At 70.0% G+C, this 11,747-nt stretch carries 14 protein-coding genes and 3 tRNA genes; 5 read left to right on the top strand and 12 right to left on the bottom strand.

Going from position 1 to position 11,747, the window contains the following annotated elements; translation table 11 throughout:
• Positions 1-95: 95 nt before the first annotated feature.
• From QF027_RS29120 to QF027_RS29090, 7 genes are all read right to left on the bottom strand, one after another.
• The gene (locus tag QF027_RS29120) at positions 96-1,544 is read right to left on the bottom strand and encodes an MFS transporter (protein ID WP_307078057.1); all 1,449 of its coding nucleotides are present in this window, start codon (positions 1,542-1,544) and stop codon (positions 96-98) included.
• Positions 1,545-1,629: 85 nt separating this feature from the next.
• On the bottom strand, positions 1,630-2,199 hold the full coding sequence (locus QF027_RS29115) for a TetR/AcrR family transcriptional regulator (protein WP_307078055.1): 570 nt from the start codon (positions 2,197-2,199) through the stop codon (positions 1,630-1,632).
• 175 nt (positions 2,200-2,374) lie between these two features.
• Positions 2,375-2,803: a MaoC family dehydratase gene (locus QF027_RS29110; RefSeq protein WP_306986580.1), complete on the bottom strand. Its 429-nt coding sequence runs from the start codon at positions 2,801-2,803 to the stop codon at positions 2,375-2,377.
• An 8-nt stretch (positions 2,804-2,811) separates the two neighbouring features.
• A complete protein-coding gene (locus tag QF027_RS29105; RefSeq protein WP_307078053.1) occupies positions 2,812-3,264 on the bottom strand; it encodes a MaoC family dehydratase N-terminal domain-containing protein in 453 nt (150 codons plus the stop codon).
• 102 nt (positions 3,265-3,366) lie between these two features.
• Positions 3,367-3,531 carry a 50S ribosomal protein L33 gene (gene rpmG, locus QF027_RS29100; RefSeq protein WP_003948671.1) on the bottom strand — a complete coding sequence of 55 codons (165 nt, stop codon included), beginning with the start codon at positions 3,529-3,531 and terminating at the stop codon, positions 3,367-3,369.
• A 90-nt stretch (positions 3,532-3,621) separates the two neighbouring features.
• Positions 3,622-3,694: transfer RNA gene (locus tag QF027_RS29095), tRNA-Met, on the bottom strand.
• 46 nt (positions 3,695-3,740) lie between these two features.
• Positions 3,741-3,813 (bottom strand) — tRNA-Thr (locus QF027_RS29090).
• Between the two features lie 263 nt (positions 3,814-4,076).
• On the opposite strand from QF027_RS29090, the gene QF027_RS29085 reads away from it, so the two are divergent.
• The 3 genes from QF027_RS29085 (at position 4,077) to QF027_RS29075 (ending at position 6,682) form a co-directional block, all read left to right on the top strand.
• Positions 4,077-5,348: an amidohydrolase family protein gene (locus tag QF027_RS29085; protein ID WP_306977597.1), complete on the top strand. Its 1,272-nt coding sequence runs from the start codon at positions 4,077-4,079 to the stop codon at positions 5,346-5,348.
• Positions 5,349-5,618: 270 nt separating this feature from the next.
• The gene (locus QF027_RS29080) at positions 5,619-6,275 is read left to right on the top strand and encodes an NAD(P)H-binding protein (RefSeq protein ID WP_307078051.1); all 657 of its coding nucleotides are present in this window, start codon (positions 5,619-5,621) and stop codon (positions 6,273-6,275) included.
• Positions 6,276-6,292: 17 nt separating this feature from the next.
• Complete coding sequence (locus QF027_RS29075; RefSeq protein WP_307078049.1) at positions 6,293-6,682, top strand: nuclear transport factor 2 family protein; 390 nt, start codon at positions 6,293-6,295, stop codon at positions 6,680-6,682.
• Positions 6,683-6,735: 53 nt separating this feature from the next.
• On the opposite strand, the gene QF027_RS29070 is transcribed toward QF027_RS29075, so the two are convergent.
• On the bottom strand, positions 6,736-6,948 hold the full coding sequence (locus QF027_RS29070; protein ID WP_306977602.1) for a hypothetical protein: 213 nt from the start codon (positions 6,946-6,948) through the stop codon (positions 6,736-6,738).
• A 463-nt stretch (positions 6,949-7,411) separates the two neighbouring features.
• Positions 7,412-7,493, bottom strand: a tRNA-Tyr gene (locus QF027_RS29065).
• Positions 7,494-7,727: 234 nt separating this feature from the next.
• Between QF027_RS29065 and QF027_RS29060 the strand changes: the two genes are divergently transcribed.
• Positions 7,728-8,216, top strand: coding sequence for a YajQ family cyclic di-GMP-binding protein (locus QF027_RS29060; RefSeq protein WP_306977604.1), 489 nt, complete (start codon positions 7,728-7,730; stop codon positions 8,214-8,216).
• A gap of 83 nt (positions 8,217-8,299) precedes the next feature.
• Here QF027_RS29060 and QF027_RS29055 read toward each other — a convergent pair whose 3' ends face one another.
• Positions 8,300-8,566 carry a GlsB/YeaQ/YmgE family stress response membrane protein gene (locus QF027_RS29055; protein WP_057607941.1) on the bottom strand — a complete coding sequence of 89 codons (267 nt, stop codon included), beginning with the start codon at positions 8,564-8,566 and terminating at the stop codon, positions 8,300-8,302.
• Positions 8,567-8,777: 211 nt separating this feature from the next.
• On the opposite strand from QF027_RS29055, the gene QF027_RS29050 reads away from it, so the two are divergent.
• A complete protein-coding gene (locus QF027_RS29050; protein ID WP_307078047.1) occupies positions 8,778-10,022 on the top strand; it encodes an APC family permease in 1,245 nt (414 codons plus the stop codon).
• A 30-nt stretch (positions 10,023-10,052) separates the two neighbouring features.
• Here the strand turns inward: QF027_RS29050 and QF027_RS29045 are convergent, their stop codons facing one another.
• Entirely contained in the window at positions 10,053-10,622 is a 570-nt protein-coding gene (locus QF027_RS29045; protein WP_307078044.1) for an SMI1/KNR4 family protein, read from the bottom strand.
• Between the two features lie 85 nt (positions 10,623-10,707).
• Positions 10,708-11,724, bottom strand: coding sequence for a barstar family protein (locus QF027_RS29040; protein ID WP_307078042.1), 1,017 nt, complete (start codon positions 11,722-11,724; stop codon positions 10,708-10,710).
• Positions 11,725-11,747 lie beyond the last annotated feature (23 nt).

The raw sequence follows: 11,747 nt of genomic DNA, 5'->3' as shown, positions 1-11,747 counted from the left end.
ACTGCGCGACCAGCCCCCACCGGCCTGCACACGCGCGAGGACCCAGCGAGGCACCCCCATAGGCGCCCCGCCCAAGCCCAGCGCACGCGATTGGTTCAGCCGGCCACCGTCTCCGGTGACCGCGCCCGCTCGGAAGACGTCACCACCGCGCCCCTCTTCCCCGAAGGGATCAGCAGAGCCGCAACCCCGGCGACCGCCACCACCGCCGCGCCCGTGACCAGCGCCGGCCGCAGACCGTCCACAAAGGACTGCCCGCTCTCGTATCCACCCTGCGAGGAGAAGATCGACGCCATGACCGCGATCCCCAGCGCTCCACCCACCTCACGCAGCGCGTTGTTCGCCCCGGAAGCGATCCCCTGCTCTTCGGATCGAACACTGGACATGACCAGGTTGGAGGCGGGGGCGAAGAACAGTGCCATGCCGATGCCGCTGAGGATGAGCCCGGGGAGCTGCGCGGCGTAGGACGCGTCGACCGTGACCACGGACGCCATGTACGCGAGACCCGCGGCCTGGAAGAAGAGACCCGTGGCCACGACCGGCCGGCCCCCGATGCGGTCGGAGAGGATCCCGGCGATCGGCGCGACGAGCATCGGCATGCCGGTCCAGGGGAGCATCCGCAGCCCCGCCTCGGTGGGCGAGTAGCCGAGCACACCCTGCATGTACTGGCTGAGCAGGAAGATCGAGCCGAACATCCCGAGGAACATCAGCAGGCCCGCCGCGTTGATCCCGGAGAAGGCCCGGGAGCGGAACAGCCGCATGGGGAGCATGGGGTTCTTGGCCCGTGTGCTGTAGAGGACGAACCCGGCGAGCAGCGCGGCCCCGGCGAACAGGGCCATCAGGACCACGGAGTCGGTCCAGCCGTCGGACGGGCCGCGGACCAGGCCGTAGACGATGCCGAAGAGACCGCCGCTGGCGAGCAGTGTGCCGGGGATGTCGAGGCGCGCGCCGGTGCCGTGGGACTCGGCGAGGCGCAGGCGGGTGAGGGGCAGAAGGGCGACACCGAGCGGGACGTTCAGCCAGAAGATCCACTGCCAGGAGATGTGTTCGGTGAGGCTGCCGCCGATCAGTGGCCCGGAGGCGACCGCGAGTCCGTTGACGGCGCCCCAGATGCCGTACGCCATCCCGCGCTTGGCGGCGGGCACGGCCGCTGTGAGGAGGGTGAGCGTGAGGGGCATCATGATCGCCGCCCCTACGCCCTGGACCGCGCGGGCGGCGATGAGGGAGTCGATGCCCGGGGCCAGTGCCGCGGCGGCCGACGCACCGGTGAAGACCGTGAGGCCGGTCAGGAAGAGGCGTCGCCGGCCGAAGCGGTCCCCGAGCGCCGCGCCGGTCATGAGCAGGACGGCGAAGGTGAGCGTGTACGCGCTCACCGTCCACTCCAGGTCGTGCAGCCCCCCGCCGAGGTCCTCGCGGATGGACGGCAGGGCGGTGGTGACGACGAGGTTGTCGAGGGCCGCCATGAATCCGGCGACGCTGGTGATGACGAGGGCCCAGACGGTTCCCCCGCGGCCTTCGGTCGGTGCGGCTTGCTTTTGCCGTGACATCGCTCCCCCAGCGGGTAATCGGTGATTAGTTATTGATTACTAAGTTTCTCGATCATGAAATGGCGCCCACGACGCCTCGTTGTGCTCAGTGCTCCAGTCGGCCCTTGATTCGCGCCGACGGGTCCATGCCCTCCCAGACCCGGTGCCCGGGCGGAAAGCCCATTGCCACCAGGCAGTTGATGAGCATCCCGTACGCCAGGAAGGTCGTCGTCTCGTTGACGTCGGCGCCGAGCGGCAGGTGGACGGTGTCCCACAGCCGCATCCAGCCGGCCCGCACCGCCTCTCCGAACTCGGCATCCCCGTCCTGCTCGGCAGCCCCCACCGCGACGTACATCTGCATCTGCATCATCAGCCACTCGGGCCGCTCCGTGATGACGCGGGTGTACGCGTCCGCCATGGCGCGCAGGGCCTCCTCGCCCTCCAGCCCCTTCGAGGCTTCCCCGAAGGTGTGGATGGTGTCCTCCACACAGCGCTCGGCAGCCGCCAGAAAGATCGCCTTCTTGCCCGGGAAGAGCCGGAAGAGGTACGGCTGCGACACTCCGACCCGCTTGGCGATCGCCTCGGTCGACGTGCCGTGGTAGCCACCGCGGGCGAACTCGGCCGTCGCCGCACGGATGACGCTCTCGCGCCGCTCTTCTGCACTCATCCTGGCCATGCGCCTAAGTTAGTGCTCAATCACTAACCTGGCAAGACGCCGGATCCGCCTACCGGCAGCGCTCGCCGGAACCCCACCACCACCCCCGAACGTTGTCGCAGGCAGGGGGCCAGACCACCGTAAGGGGCGCCCCACCATGGAGAGCACCCCTTACCTCAGCAGCCGTACCCGGCCCTCAGGCCAGTCGTACGACCGCCCGCGACATTCCCAGCACCTTCTGCCCCGCACTGGTCGCCGTGAGGTCCACGCGGACCGTGTTGTCGTCGAGCTTGGCGGCGACCTTGGCACTGACCTCGATCGTGGCGCCCTGGTCGTCGTTGGGCACGACGACGGGCTTGGTGAAGCGGACGCCGTACTCGGCGACGGCCGCCGGGTCGCCGACCCAGTCCGTCACCACGCGGATCGCCTCGGCCATGGTGAACATGCCGTGGGCGATGACGTCCGGCAGCCCGACCTCCTTGGCGAACTTCTCGTTCCAGTGGATGGGGTTGAAGTCCCCGGATGCGCCCGCGTACTGGACGAGGGTGGCGCGGGTCACGGGGAAGGTCTGGGCCGGCAGCTCGGTGCCGACCTCGACGTCGCCGTATGCGATCTTCGCCGTCATCTTCTTCCTCACGCCTCCTCGGTCGCGCGCGCGACGAGCTTGGTCCAGGCGGTCACGACGTGCTCGCCGGCCTCGTCGTGGACCTCGCCGCGGATGTCCAGGATGTCGTTGCCGGCCATGGACCTGATCGCCTCGATGGTGGAGGTGACGGTCAGACGGTCACCGGCGCGCACGGGGCGGACGTAGGCGAACTTCTGGTCGCCGTGCACCACGCGGCTGTAGTCCAGGCCGAGCTGCGGGTCCTGCACGACCTGTCCCGCGGCCTTGAAGGTGATCGAGAACACGAAGGTCGGCGGGGCGACGACGTCGGGGTGGCCGAGTGCCTTGGCGGCCTCCGGGTCTGTGTACGCGGGGTTGGAGTCCCCCACGGCCTCGGCGAACTCGCGGATCTTCTCCCGGCCCACCTCATAGGGGTCGGTGGGCGGATAGGTCCGCCCCACGAAGGACTGGTCGAGCGCCATGGGCTCGGCACCTCCTGGTTGCTCTACTGACCGGTATCGGGTCTCTCAACGACGCGAGGCCGCCCCCGATCTCTCGGGGACGGCCTCGTGTACGAGCCTGATTTATCGCGTTTCGCGGTGCGCGGTGTGCGCATTGCAACGCGGGCAGTGCTTCTTCATCTCCAGTCGGTCCGGGTTGTTACGCCGGTTCTTCTTGGTGATGTAGTTCCGCTCCTTGCACTCCACGCAGGCCAGCGTGATCTTCGGGCGGACGTCGGTGGCAGCCACGTGAGTGCTCCTTGACGAACGGATAGGACGGGTTCAACGCATAGAAGAGTAGCCGATCGAAGGACCGACCCCGCAATCGGCTACTGTCAGTAGCGGTGACCGGACTTGAACCGGTGACACAGCGATTATGAGCCGCTTGCTCTACCGACTGAGCTACACCGCTGAGATGCGATCCGTTCCCGCCTTGCGACGGGAACCTCACACACCAGAGCCCCAATACGGAATCGAACCGTAGACCTTCTCCTTACCATGGAGACGCTCTGCCGACTGAGCTATTGGGGCGAGCGATGAAGACATTACACGCTCCGCCGCCGTTCGCCCAAATCCGTTTCGCGGCGCCCTGTACGCCTTGATCCACGGGGTTCCCGGAGGCCTCAACTGCCTCTGCGGTACGGCAGACCACACCGGTACGACTATTGCCCTCCTCCCCGTCACGGGTGCGCGGCCACCCTAGGCTCGACTCACTCTGCGTGATCTTGCGTCCCCTTGCGCAGTCCGGGTTCGCGCAGTCCTGAGCTTGCGTAGTTCCGAGCCCCTGGAGCGCGATGCCCGACAGCCAGCCGCAGCCGCCCCACTCCTCGTCCTCGTCGGGTGGCTCGTCGTCGGGCCGGTCCGAGGGGGCCGGTCTCCTGTTGTGCGGGGCGCGGCTCACCGACGGCAGGACCGTGGACGTACGGCTGGGCGGCGGGCGCATCGAGGCGGTCGGTACGGCCGGCAGTCTGGCCGTGGGCGGCACGCGCGCGTGCGGTGCGCGCGTGGACCTCAGCGGCTATCTGCTCCTGCCGGCCCCGGCCGAGCCGCACGCCCACGGCGACACCGCGCTGTCCGCCGACGCCGAGGGACCGGTCTCCCCCGACCCCCACGACGTCCAGCGCCGGGCCACGGAGGCCGCCCTGCTCCAACTCGGGCACGGGGCGACCGCGCTCAGAGCACACGTGCGCGTGGGGGACGTCCAGGGGCTGGGCGCGCTGGCCGCCGTACTGCAGGCGCGGCGGTCGCTGCACGGGCTCACCGAGTTGACGGCCGTGGCGATGCCCAGGGTGTTGACCGGGGTGGCCGGGGCCGAGGGGCTCGCCATGTTGCGGGACGCGCTGAAGATGGGTGCCTCGGTGGTGGGCGGCTGTCCGGATCTCGACCCCGATCCCACGGGTTATGCGGAGGCGGTCCTGGAGGTCGCCTCGGAGCACGACTGCCCCGTCGACCTGCACACGGACGCCACCGACCCGGCCCGGCTCGCCCGGCTCGCCGCCATGGCCGGCGGCCTGCGGCCCGGCGTCACCCTCGGCCCCTGCGCGGGCCTCGACCGCCTCCCCGCCGAGGTGGTCTCCCGCACCGCCGACCAGCTCGGGGCGGCCGGAGTCGCCGTGGTGTGCCTGCCGCAGGGCGGCTGCGCGGGTGTCGACCGGCGGGGCACGGCTCCGGTACGGCTGCTGCGCGCGGCCGGAGTCCGGGTGGCCGCCGGCAGCGGCGCACTACGGGACGCCTGCAACCCGGTGGGCCGCGGCGACCCCCTGGAGGCCGCGTACCTGCTCGCCTCCCGGTACGGGCTGCGACCGGAGGACGCCTACGACGCGGTGAGCACCTCGGCGCGGACCGTGCTCGGGCTGCCCGAAGTCCGCGTGGAGGCGGGTTTCCCGGCCGAGTTGCTCGCGGTACGCGGCGACCGCCTCGCCGGCGCGCTCTCCCTGGCGTATAGCCGGATCGTGGTGCACCGGGGGCGCGTGGTGGCACGGACGAGCGCGGTACGGGAGTACTGCAACTCGGCGGCGGGCGTGGAGTCGGGGCTGCCTCGGCAGGGGCGGGGGGGTGTGTCGTAGGCGAGCGCTTGCGACGTCTCTGAGGGTTCGGTGGGGCGCGGTGCGTTGTGGCGCGCGCCGCTGTGTGCAACCCCCTGCGGGGGGCGGGGAACCGCGCGGCCAGCCACGACGTACCCGCAGCCGCTCCTCGACCTCACCCTGACCTCACCCTGACCTCACCCTGACCTCACCCTGACCTCACCCTGACCTCACCCTGACCTCCCCCTGCGCTCCTGAGGCGTCGCCGGACCGACGCGGCAGATGCGCCTGGACGGGCGTACGGTCGAAGACATGCGCATTGTCATCGCTGGTGGTCATGGTCAGATCGCGCTGCGGCTGGAGCGACTGCTCGCCGCGCGCGGGGACGAGGTCGCGGGGATCATCCGTCGCGCCGAGCAGGGCGACGACCTGCGGGACGTCGGTGCCGAACCGGTCCTGCTGGACCTGGAGTCGGCCTCGGTCGAGGAGGTTGCCGCCCAGTTGCGGGGCGCGGACGCGGCGGTCTTCGCGGCGGGCGCGGGTCCGGGAAGCGGCGCGGCCCGCAAGGACACGGTGGACAAGGCCGCGGCGGTGCTGTTCGCGGACGCGGCGGTCCTGGCGGGCGTACGGCGCTTCGTGATCGTGTCGTCCATGGGCGCGGACCCACGGCACGAGGGTGACGAGATCTTCGATGTGTACCTGCGCGCCAAGGGCGAAGCCGACGTCCATGTGAGCGGCTTGGACGCCCTGGACTGGACGGTTCTGCGTCCCGGCGCGCTTACGGACGACGCGGGCAACGGCCTCGTACGCCTGGAGGCGCACACCGGTCGGGGCCCGATCCCGCGCGACGACGTGGCCGCCGTACTGGCGGAGTTGCTGGACACGCCGGCGACGGCAGGGCTGACGCTGGAGCTGATCAGCGGTTCCACGCCGGTCTCGGTCGCGGTGAAGTCGGTGGCGGGCAACTGAGGATGGCCGCAGCGGGGGTGCCGGCCGCGCAAGAGGCGTTGCTGCGGCGGATGTACGAGATCTTCGCGACGGACGAGCGGGACGCCTTCGTACCGCATTGTCTGGCCTCGGACGTGGACTGGCCGAACATGCTGGACGGCGGCCGACTGCGCGGACGTGAGGCGGTACGGGCGTACTGGGCACGGCAGTTCGCGGCAGGGCATCCCCTCGTACGGCTGGAGGGGCTGGAGTCGGACGGGCTCGCCGGGGCGGTGGTGGTGACCGTACGGCTCGGGGTGCGCGATGCGTCGGGCGAGCGGTGGGCCGGGGAGACGGTCGAGCACGTGTACCGGTTCGGGGAGGACGGGCTCGTGGTGCGGATGGACGTGCGGGAGGGATCGGGGTCCGGGTCTGGATCGGGGGCGTAGGACGGCTGAACGCCGGTGCCGGGTGTCTGACCGATCGTAGGGCAGCCGTACGCTCAGAACAGGGGCAGCTGGCCGGGGAGGACGGGCAGTGCGTACCCATCCAACGACGGCTGCGCCGCTCCGAGTTCCGCCTGCTTGCGGGAGCCCGGGCAGGAGACCAGCTGACCTCTCGCGCGTGCTCCGGGCGGGTCGTGCCGGGCGAAGCGGCCGGCGACGACGGCGATCTCACGACGGCATTCGGGGCAGAGCCTGCGACGACTGGACATGCAGTCAGTGTGCCCCGGGCGGTCGACGTTTGTGCGTCCCGAGTGAGCGGCTGGGCCTGCCCAGGCGCGTGTGAAGGGCGGCAGGGCTCGAGGGCGGGCGGCTGTTGAGAGCGGGCGGAGCTCAAGGGCGGGTCGGCTTCCGGGTGCCGACGGAAGGAGTTGCGTCCGAGGGGTAGGGGAGGTGCCGCGTCTGAGAATCCCTCCGCCGCGCAGTCTGTTGTACACCGCCGTCACCATCACGATCCTGGCCGTGCAACGTGGCAGGGCGAGCCGTGCGGCAGACACCGATGCGCTCAGCGCTGCATGCGCGGCAGGAACGCGTGTCCTGACTCCACCGGTCCACCGGCCCACCGGTGAGACACATCACCCGGCCCCGTCGCCCGATGGGGCACCTGAAGCATCCCGAATGAAGAAACCCCCTCCGCTCTGCGTTTCCGCAGTTCGGAGGGGGTCTTTCTCAGCGTGGCGGCGCCAGGATTCGAACCTGGGAAGGCTGAGCCGGCAGATTTACAGTCTGCTCCCTTTGGCCGCTCGGGCACACCGCCGGGGTTTGCTGCCCTTCGAACCGTCTTTCGGCGGTGCTCCGTGGCAACGACGTAAACAATACCCGATGCCGAGGGGTGCTTCGCCACCCGATTGATCTGCGCCCGGAGGGCATGTGGTGACTAGGCTTGGGCGGATGCGGCCCGGGTCCACGCCGGGCTCGGCGCCCGCCCCCACGTACGCCGATACGCATCCGTACGCACGCAGACACATCCCGATACAAGGAGCCACAGGACATGGCCGACTCCAGTTTCGACATCGTCTCGAAGGTCGAGCGGCAGGAGGTCGACAACGCCCTCAACCAGGCCGCCAAGGAGATCTCTCAGCGCTACGACTTCAAGGGCGTGGGTGCCTCGATCTCGTGGTCCGGTGACAAGATCCTGATGGAGGCGAACTCCGAGGACCGGGTCAATGCCGTCCTCGACGTCTTCCAGTCCAAGCTGATCAAGCGTGGGATCTCCCTGAAGGCGCTCGACGCGGGCGAGCCGCAGCTCTCCGGCAAGGAGTACAAGATCTTCGCGTCGATCGAGGAGGGCATCTCCCAGGAGAACGCGAAGAAGGTCGCGAAGATCATCCGTGACGAGGGCCCGAAGGGCGTGAAGGCCCAGGTCCAGGGCGACGAGCTGCGGGTCAGCTCGAAGAGCCGTGACGACCTGCAGTCCATCATCGCCCTGCTGAAGGGCAAGGACTTCGACTTCGCGATCCAGTTCGTGAACTACCGGTGAGCCGCTGATCCAGCGATGCACGAGGAAGGGTGGGCACCTGGCCGGTGCCCACCCTTCTCGCCTGCTGGCTGCGGTTCGGGGTGTCAGTCGCGCGAGTTGCCGAAGAGGAGACGGTAGGCGATCAGGAGCACGAGGGAGCCGCCGATCGCTGCGGCCCAGGTGGTCCCGTCGTAGAAGCTCTTGGTGACCGGGTGGTCCAGCCAACGGGCCGATATCCAGCCACCGATGAACGCGCCCGCGATGCCGATGAGGGTCGTCCCGATGAAGCCGCCCGGGTCCCGGCCCGGCAGCAGGAACTTGGCGATGGCTCCGGCCAACAGCCCCAGGATGATCCAGCCGATGATGCTCATGCCCTGAACCTGCCCTTCCGCGCTGTGCCCGCACTGTCCGTGGCCTGTGATCTACGTCCCGGCCCACTGGGCATGTGCTGGAGCGCTTGGGTTGGACGACGTGCTCTTGCGACTCGCGCGTGGCGCTCTTCGTGCGGGTGTTCGTGTCCCGTTGATGAAGAAGACGTCCGTAGTGCACCCTGCGGTTGCAGAGATCAGTAGGGTGCGGCGCATGACTGGTTCCGGTGCCGAACTGCGGCGCACGCTGGGCACAGGCGACGCCGTGGTCATCGGTCTCGGCTCGATGATCGGTGCCGGCATCTTCGCCGCCCTCGGCCCCGCGGCGCGCGCGGCCGGGTCCGGGCTGCTGCTCGGGCTCGCGGTCGCCGCCGTGGTCGCCTACTGCAACGCCACGTCCTCGGCACGGCTGGCCGCCCTGTACCCGGCCTCGGGCGGCACCTATGTGTACGGGCGGGAGCGGCTCGGGCCGTTCTGGGGTTATCTCGCGGGCTGGTCGTTCGTGGTCGGAAAGACGGCCTCCTGTGCGGCGATGGCGCTGACGGTGGGTGCGTACGTCTGGCCGGGGCAGGCCCATGCCGTGGCCGTCACTGCCGTGGTGGCGCTGACGGCGGTGAACTACGGCGGGATCCAGAAGTCCGCCTGGCTGACCCGGGCGATCGTGGCGGTGGTCCTCGCTGTCCTCGCTTCCGTGGTGGTCGTGTGTCTTGGGTCCGGGGCCTCGGATGCCGGGCAGCTGGACACCGGGGTCTCCGGCGGTGTGAGCGGGGTGCTGCAGGCGGCCGGTCTGCTGTTCTTCGCGTTCGCGGGGTACGCGCGCATCGCGACCCTCGGTGAGGAGGTACGGGATCCCTCGCGCACCATCCCTCGCGCGATCCCCCTGGCCTTGGGCATCACGCTGGTGGTGTACGCGGTTGTGGCGGTGGCTGTCCTTTCCGTACTGGGTGCTGCCGCTCTGGGTCGTGCTGACGCGCCGCTGGTCGAGGCGGTGCGAGCGGCCGGGGTGCCGGATCTCGTGCCGGTGGTGCGGGTGGGTGCCGTCGTGGCCGCGCTGGGTTCGCTGCTCGCCCTGATTCTCGGCGTGTCGCGAACGACGCTGGCCATGGCCCGGGACCGGCATCTTCCGGGCGCGCTGTCGGCCGTCCACCCTCGCTTCCAGGTGCCGCACCGGGCCGAGCTGGCCGTGGGTGCGGTGGTCGCGATCCTCGCCGCCACGGTCGACGTGCGGGGCGCGATCGGTTTCTCCTCCTTCGGTGTGCTCGCGTACTACGCGGTGGCCAACGCGTCGGCGTGGACACTCGGTTCGGCGCCGGCGGCCCGGGTGGTACCGGTGGTGGGGCTGCTCGGGTGTGTGGTGGTGGCGTTCGCGCTGCCCGGGATTTCGGTGATCGCGGGCGCGGGGGTACTGGCGGTCGGGGCAGGGGCGTATGGCATGCGGAAGTGGTGGGCGGGGCGGTAGGTCGGCAGCCACGTCTCCCTCGAGGGAGCGTCAGGATGCGTGGGCCGGCGGTGCCGTGCGTATTCGGAACTGTGCCCAGGGAGTCATCTCCAACTCCTCGTTCATCTCCTCGTACCAGCCGGTGCCGTCGACCCAGGTTTGCAGCCAGTCCGTGAGGGTGGGGGCGTCCACGAACCAGGAGTGGTCGCAGTCACCGGCGTTCGGCTCGAAGAGGAGAACGGGGGCTTCCGGGCTGTGGCAGTCCACGCACGCGTACATCGCACAGCCCCAGTGGGATATCGGCAGGACGCCCTCGGGCCAGGGCCAGTCGGGGTCCTTACGGCTGCTCTTGCGGTTGGCCAGGTATTGCACGACGGCCGCGGGCTCGCCGGACGGAGGGCTGTCGAGCAGGGGCAACAGGCCGTACTCCGGGCCGAATCCGCCGTCTCCTATACGCAGGTAGAGGTCGGCGAGCAGCGGGGGCAGGTGGAAGCCCAGCGCTGCCTCGGCGCGAGAGAGGGTGTCCGCTTCCACCGGCTCGGGGAGGGAAGCCCAGCCCCACGGCCGGGTGTTGCGGGCCTTGTCCGCCACCCGTGCCAGCAACTGCTCGCTCTCGGTCATGCATCCATGATGCAGGGCGGCACTGACAGCCGGGCAGACCTGTGGACAACCTCCGGGTTGTGGAAAACCTCGAGTGAACCTCGGCTCAGGCGAGGTGGACGTCGACGCGATCGCCCTCGGCGAGAAAGGCGAGGAGTTCCTCGAAGGCCGGCGGTCTGTGGAGGGCCTGCGGGGTGGCGCCCCAGCGGCCCATCAGACAGTCGTCCAGGGCGTCCAGGCCCCAGCCGAAGTAGCCGCCGGGGTCGTTCACCGCCTCACCCAGGGCGCAGAAGAAGCCGGGCAGGTCGGTGACGTGGCGGCCGTCGAGGTGGTACGTCGTGCCGGGCGGCCGGTCCTGGCCGCCGTAGACGTGATTGTCGAGCGCCGTGCGAAGCCAGAACTGCCGTCCCTCGTTGCCGCATCGAGCCCAGCGGTTGGACTCCGTGGGTCGTCCCTCGAACCACAGTTCCCACACCTCGTCGGCCGCGAAGGGCGGTCGCTCCGACCACAGGTCCAGGGTGAGGTCCACCAGACCGGGACCGCGCGCTGACGGGATCCAGGCTCGCAGCTCACCCTCGGCTGCGGACTGCAGGGGCCGACCGGAGGTGTCGATGCGCAGGACCTTGGCATGACCGAGGTCCTCCTCCCCCATGTCCAGCGCGGTCCGCAGGGCGCCCAGTGGAGAGCAGCCCAACAGGCGCAGCGGGGGTTCCATGGTTTCGTCCGGGACCTCGCGTACGCAGGCCAGATCGCGGCAGGTGCCGTGCGGTTCACCGTGGGCACCCAGCAGGCGGTAGCCCGGGGACAGCGGCGGACGCCGCGGGCAGTCGTAGGTGTTGTGGTCGGCTTCCGTTCCGGCGATCGTGACGTCCCGCAGTGTCAGGTCGCGGGCACAGGGGCGGTCGCCGAGGAGGCACGCCTCTTCCAGATGCCACTCACCGACCGCCGCGCCGGTCTTGTCGAGAATCTCCAGGGTGAGAGTCCCGAGAGGCGCCGATCCCTCGGTAGGTGCCCGTGTGAGGGCTTCGCTCAGGCGGCCCTCGGGAGCGCAGCCGAGAAGTTCGTAGACGCCCCGGGGTGGAGGAGTCGGGTCGGCGAAGAGATCCTCGGCGTCCTCGCACAACGCCCACGTCTCCTCGTAGCCCT

Source organism: Streptomyces canus (assembly GCF_030816965.1).
Classification (GTDB): Bacteria; Actinomycetota; Actinomycetes; order Streptomycetales; family Streptomycetaceae; genus Streptomyces; species Streptomyces canus_E.
The sequence above is the reverse complement of the archived record's forward strand: the minus strand, read 5'-3'. Positions and strand labels throughout refer to the sequence as shown.

Bases quoted from the DNA above. Each gene is read 5' to 3' on its own strand.
- QF027_RS29115 (WP_307078055.1), bottom strand. From the start codon at position 2,199: ATGGCCAGGATGAGTGCAGAAGAGCGGCGCGAGAGCGTCATCCGTGCG.
- QF027_RS29070 (WP_306977602.1), bottom strand. From the start codon at position 6,948: ATGTCCAGTCGTCGCAGGCTCTGCCCCGAATGCCGTCGTGAGATCGCC.
- QF027_RS29080 (WP_307078051.1), top strand. From the start codon at position 5,619: ATGCGCATTGTCATCGCTGGTGGTCATGGTCAGATCGCGCTGCGGCTG.
- QF027_RS29085 (WP_306977597.1), top strand. From the start codon at position 4,077: ATGCCCGACAGCCAGCCGCAGCCGCCCCACTCCTCGTCCTCGTCGGGT.
- QF027_RS29050 (WP_307078047.1), top strand. From the start codon at position 8,778: ATGACTGGTTCCGGTGCCGAACTGCGGCGCACGCTGGGCACAGGCGAC.
- QF027_RS29120 (WP_307078057.1), bottom strand. From the start codon at position 1,544: ATGTCACGGCAAAAGCAAGCCGCACCGACCGAAGGCCGCGGGGGAACC.
- QF027_RS29105 (WP_307078053.1), bottom strand. From the start codon at position 3,264: ATGGCGCTCGACCAGTCCTTCGTGGGGCGGACCTATCCGCCCACCGAC.
- QF027_RS29060 (WP_306977604.1), top strand. From the start codon at position 7,728: ATGGCCGACTCCAGTTTCGACATCGTCTCGAAGGTCGAGCGGCAGGAG.
- QF027_RS29045 (WP_307078044.1), bottom strand. From the start codon at position 10,622: ATGACCGAGAGCGAGCAGTTGCTGGCACGGGTGGCGGACAAGGCCCGC.
- QF027_RS29110 (WP_306986580.1), bottom strand. From the start codon at position 2,803: ATGACGGCGAAGATCGCATACGGCGACGTCGAGGTCGGCACCGAGCTG.
- QF027_RS29055 (WP_057607941.1), bottom strand. From the start codon at position 8,566: ATGAGCATCATCGGCTGGATCATCCTGGGGCTGTTGGCCGGAGCCATC.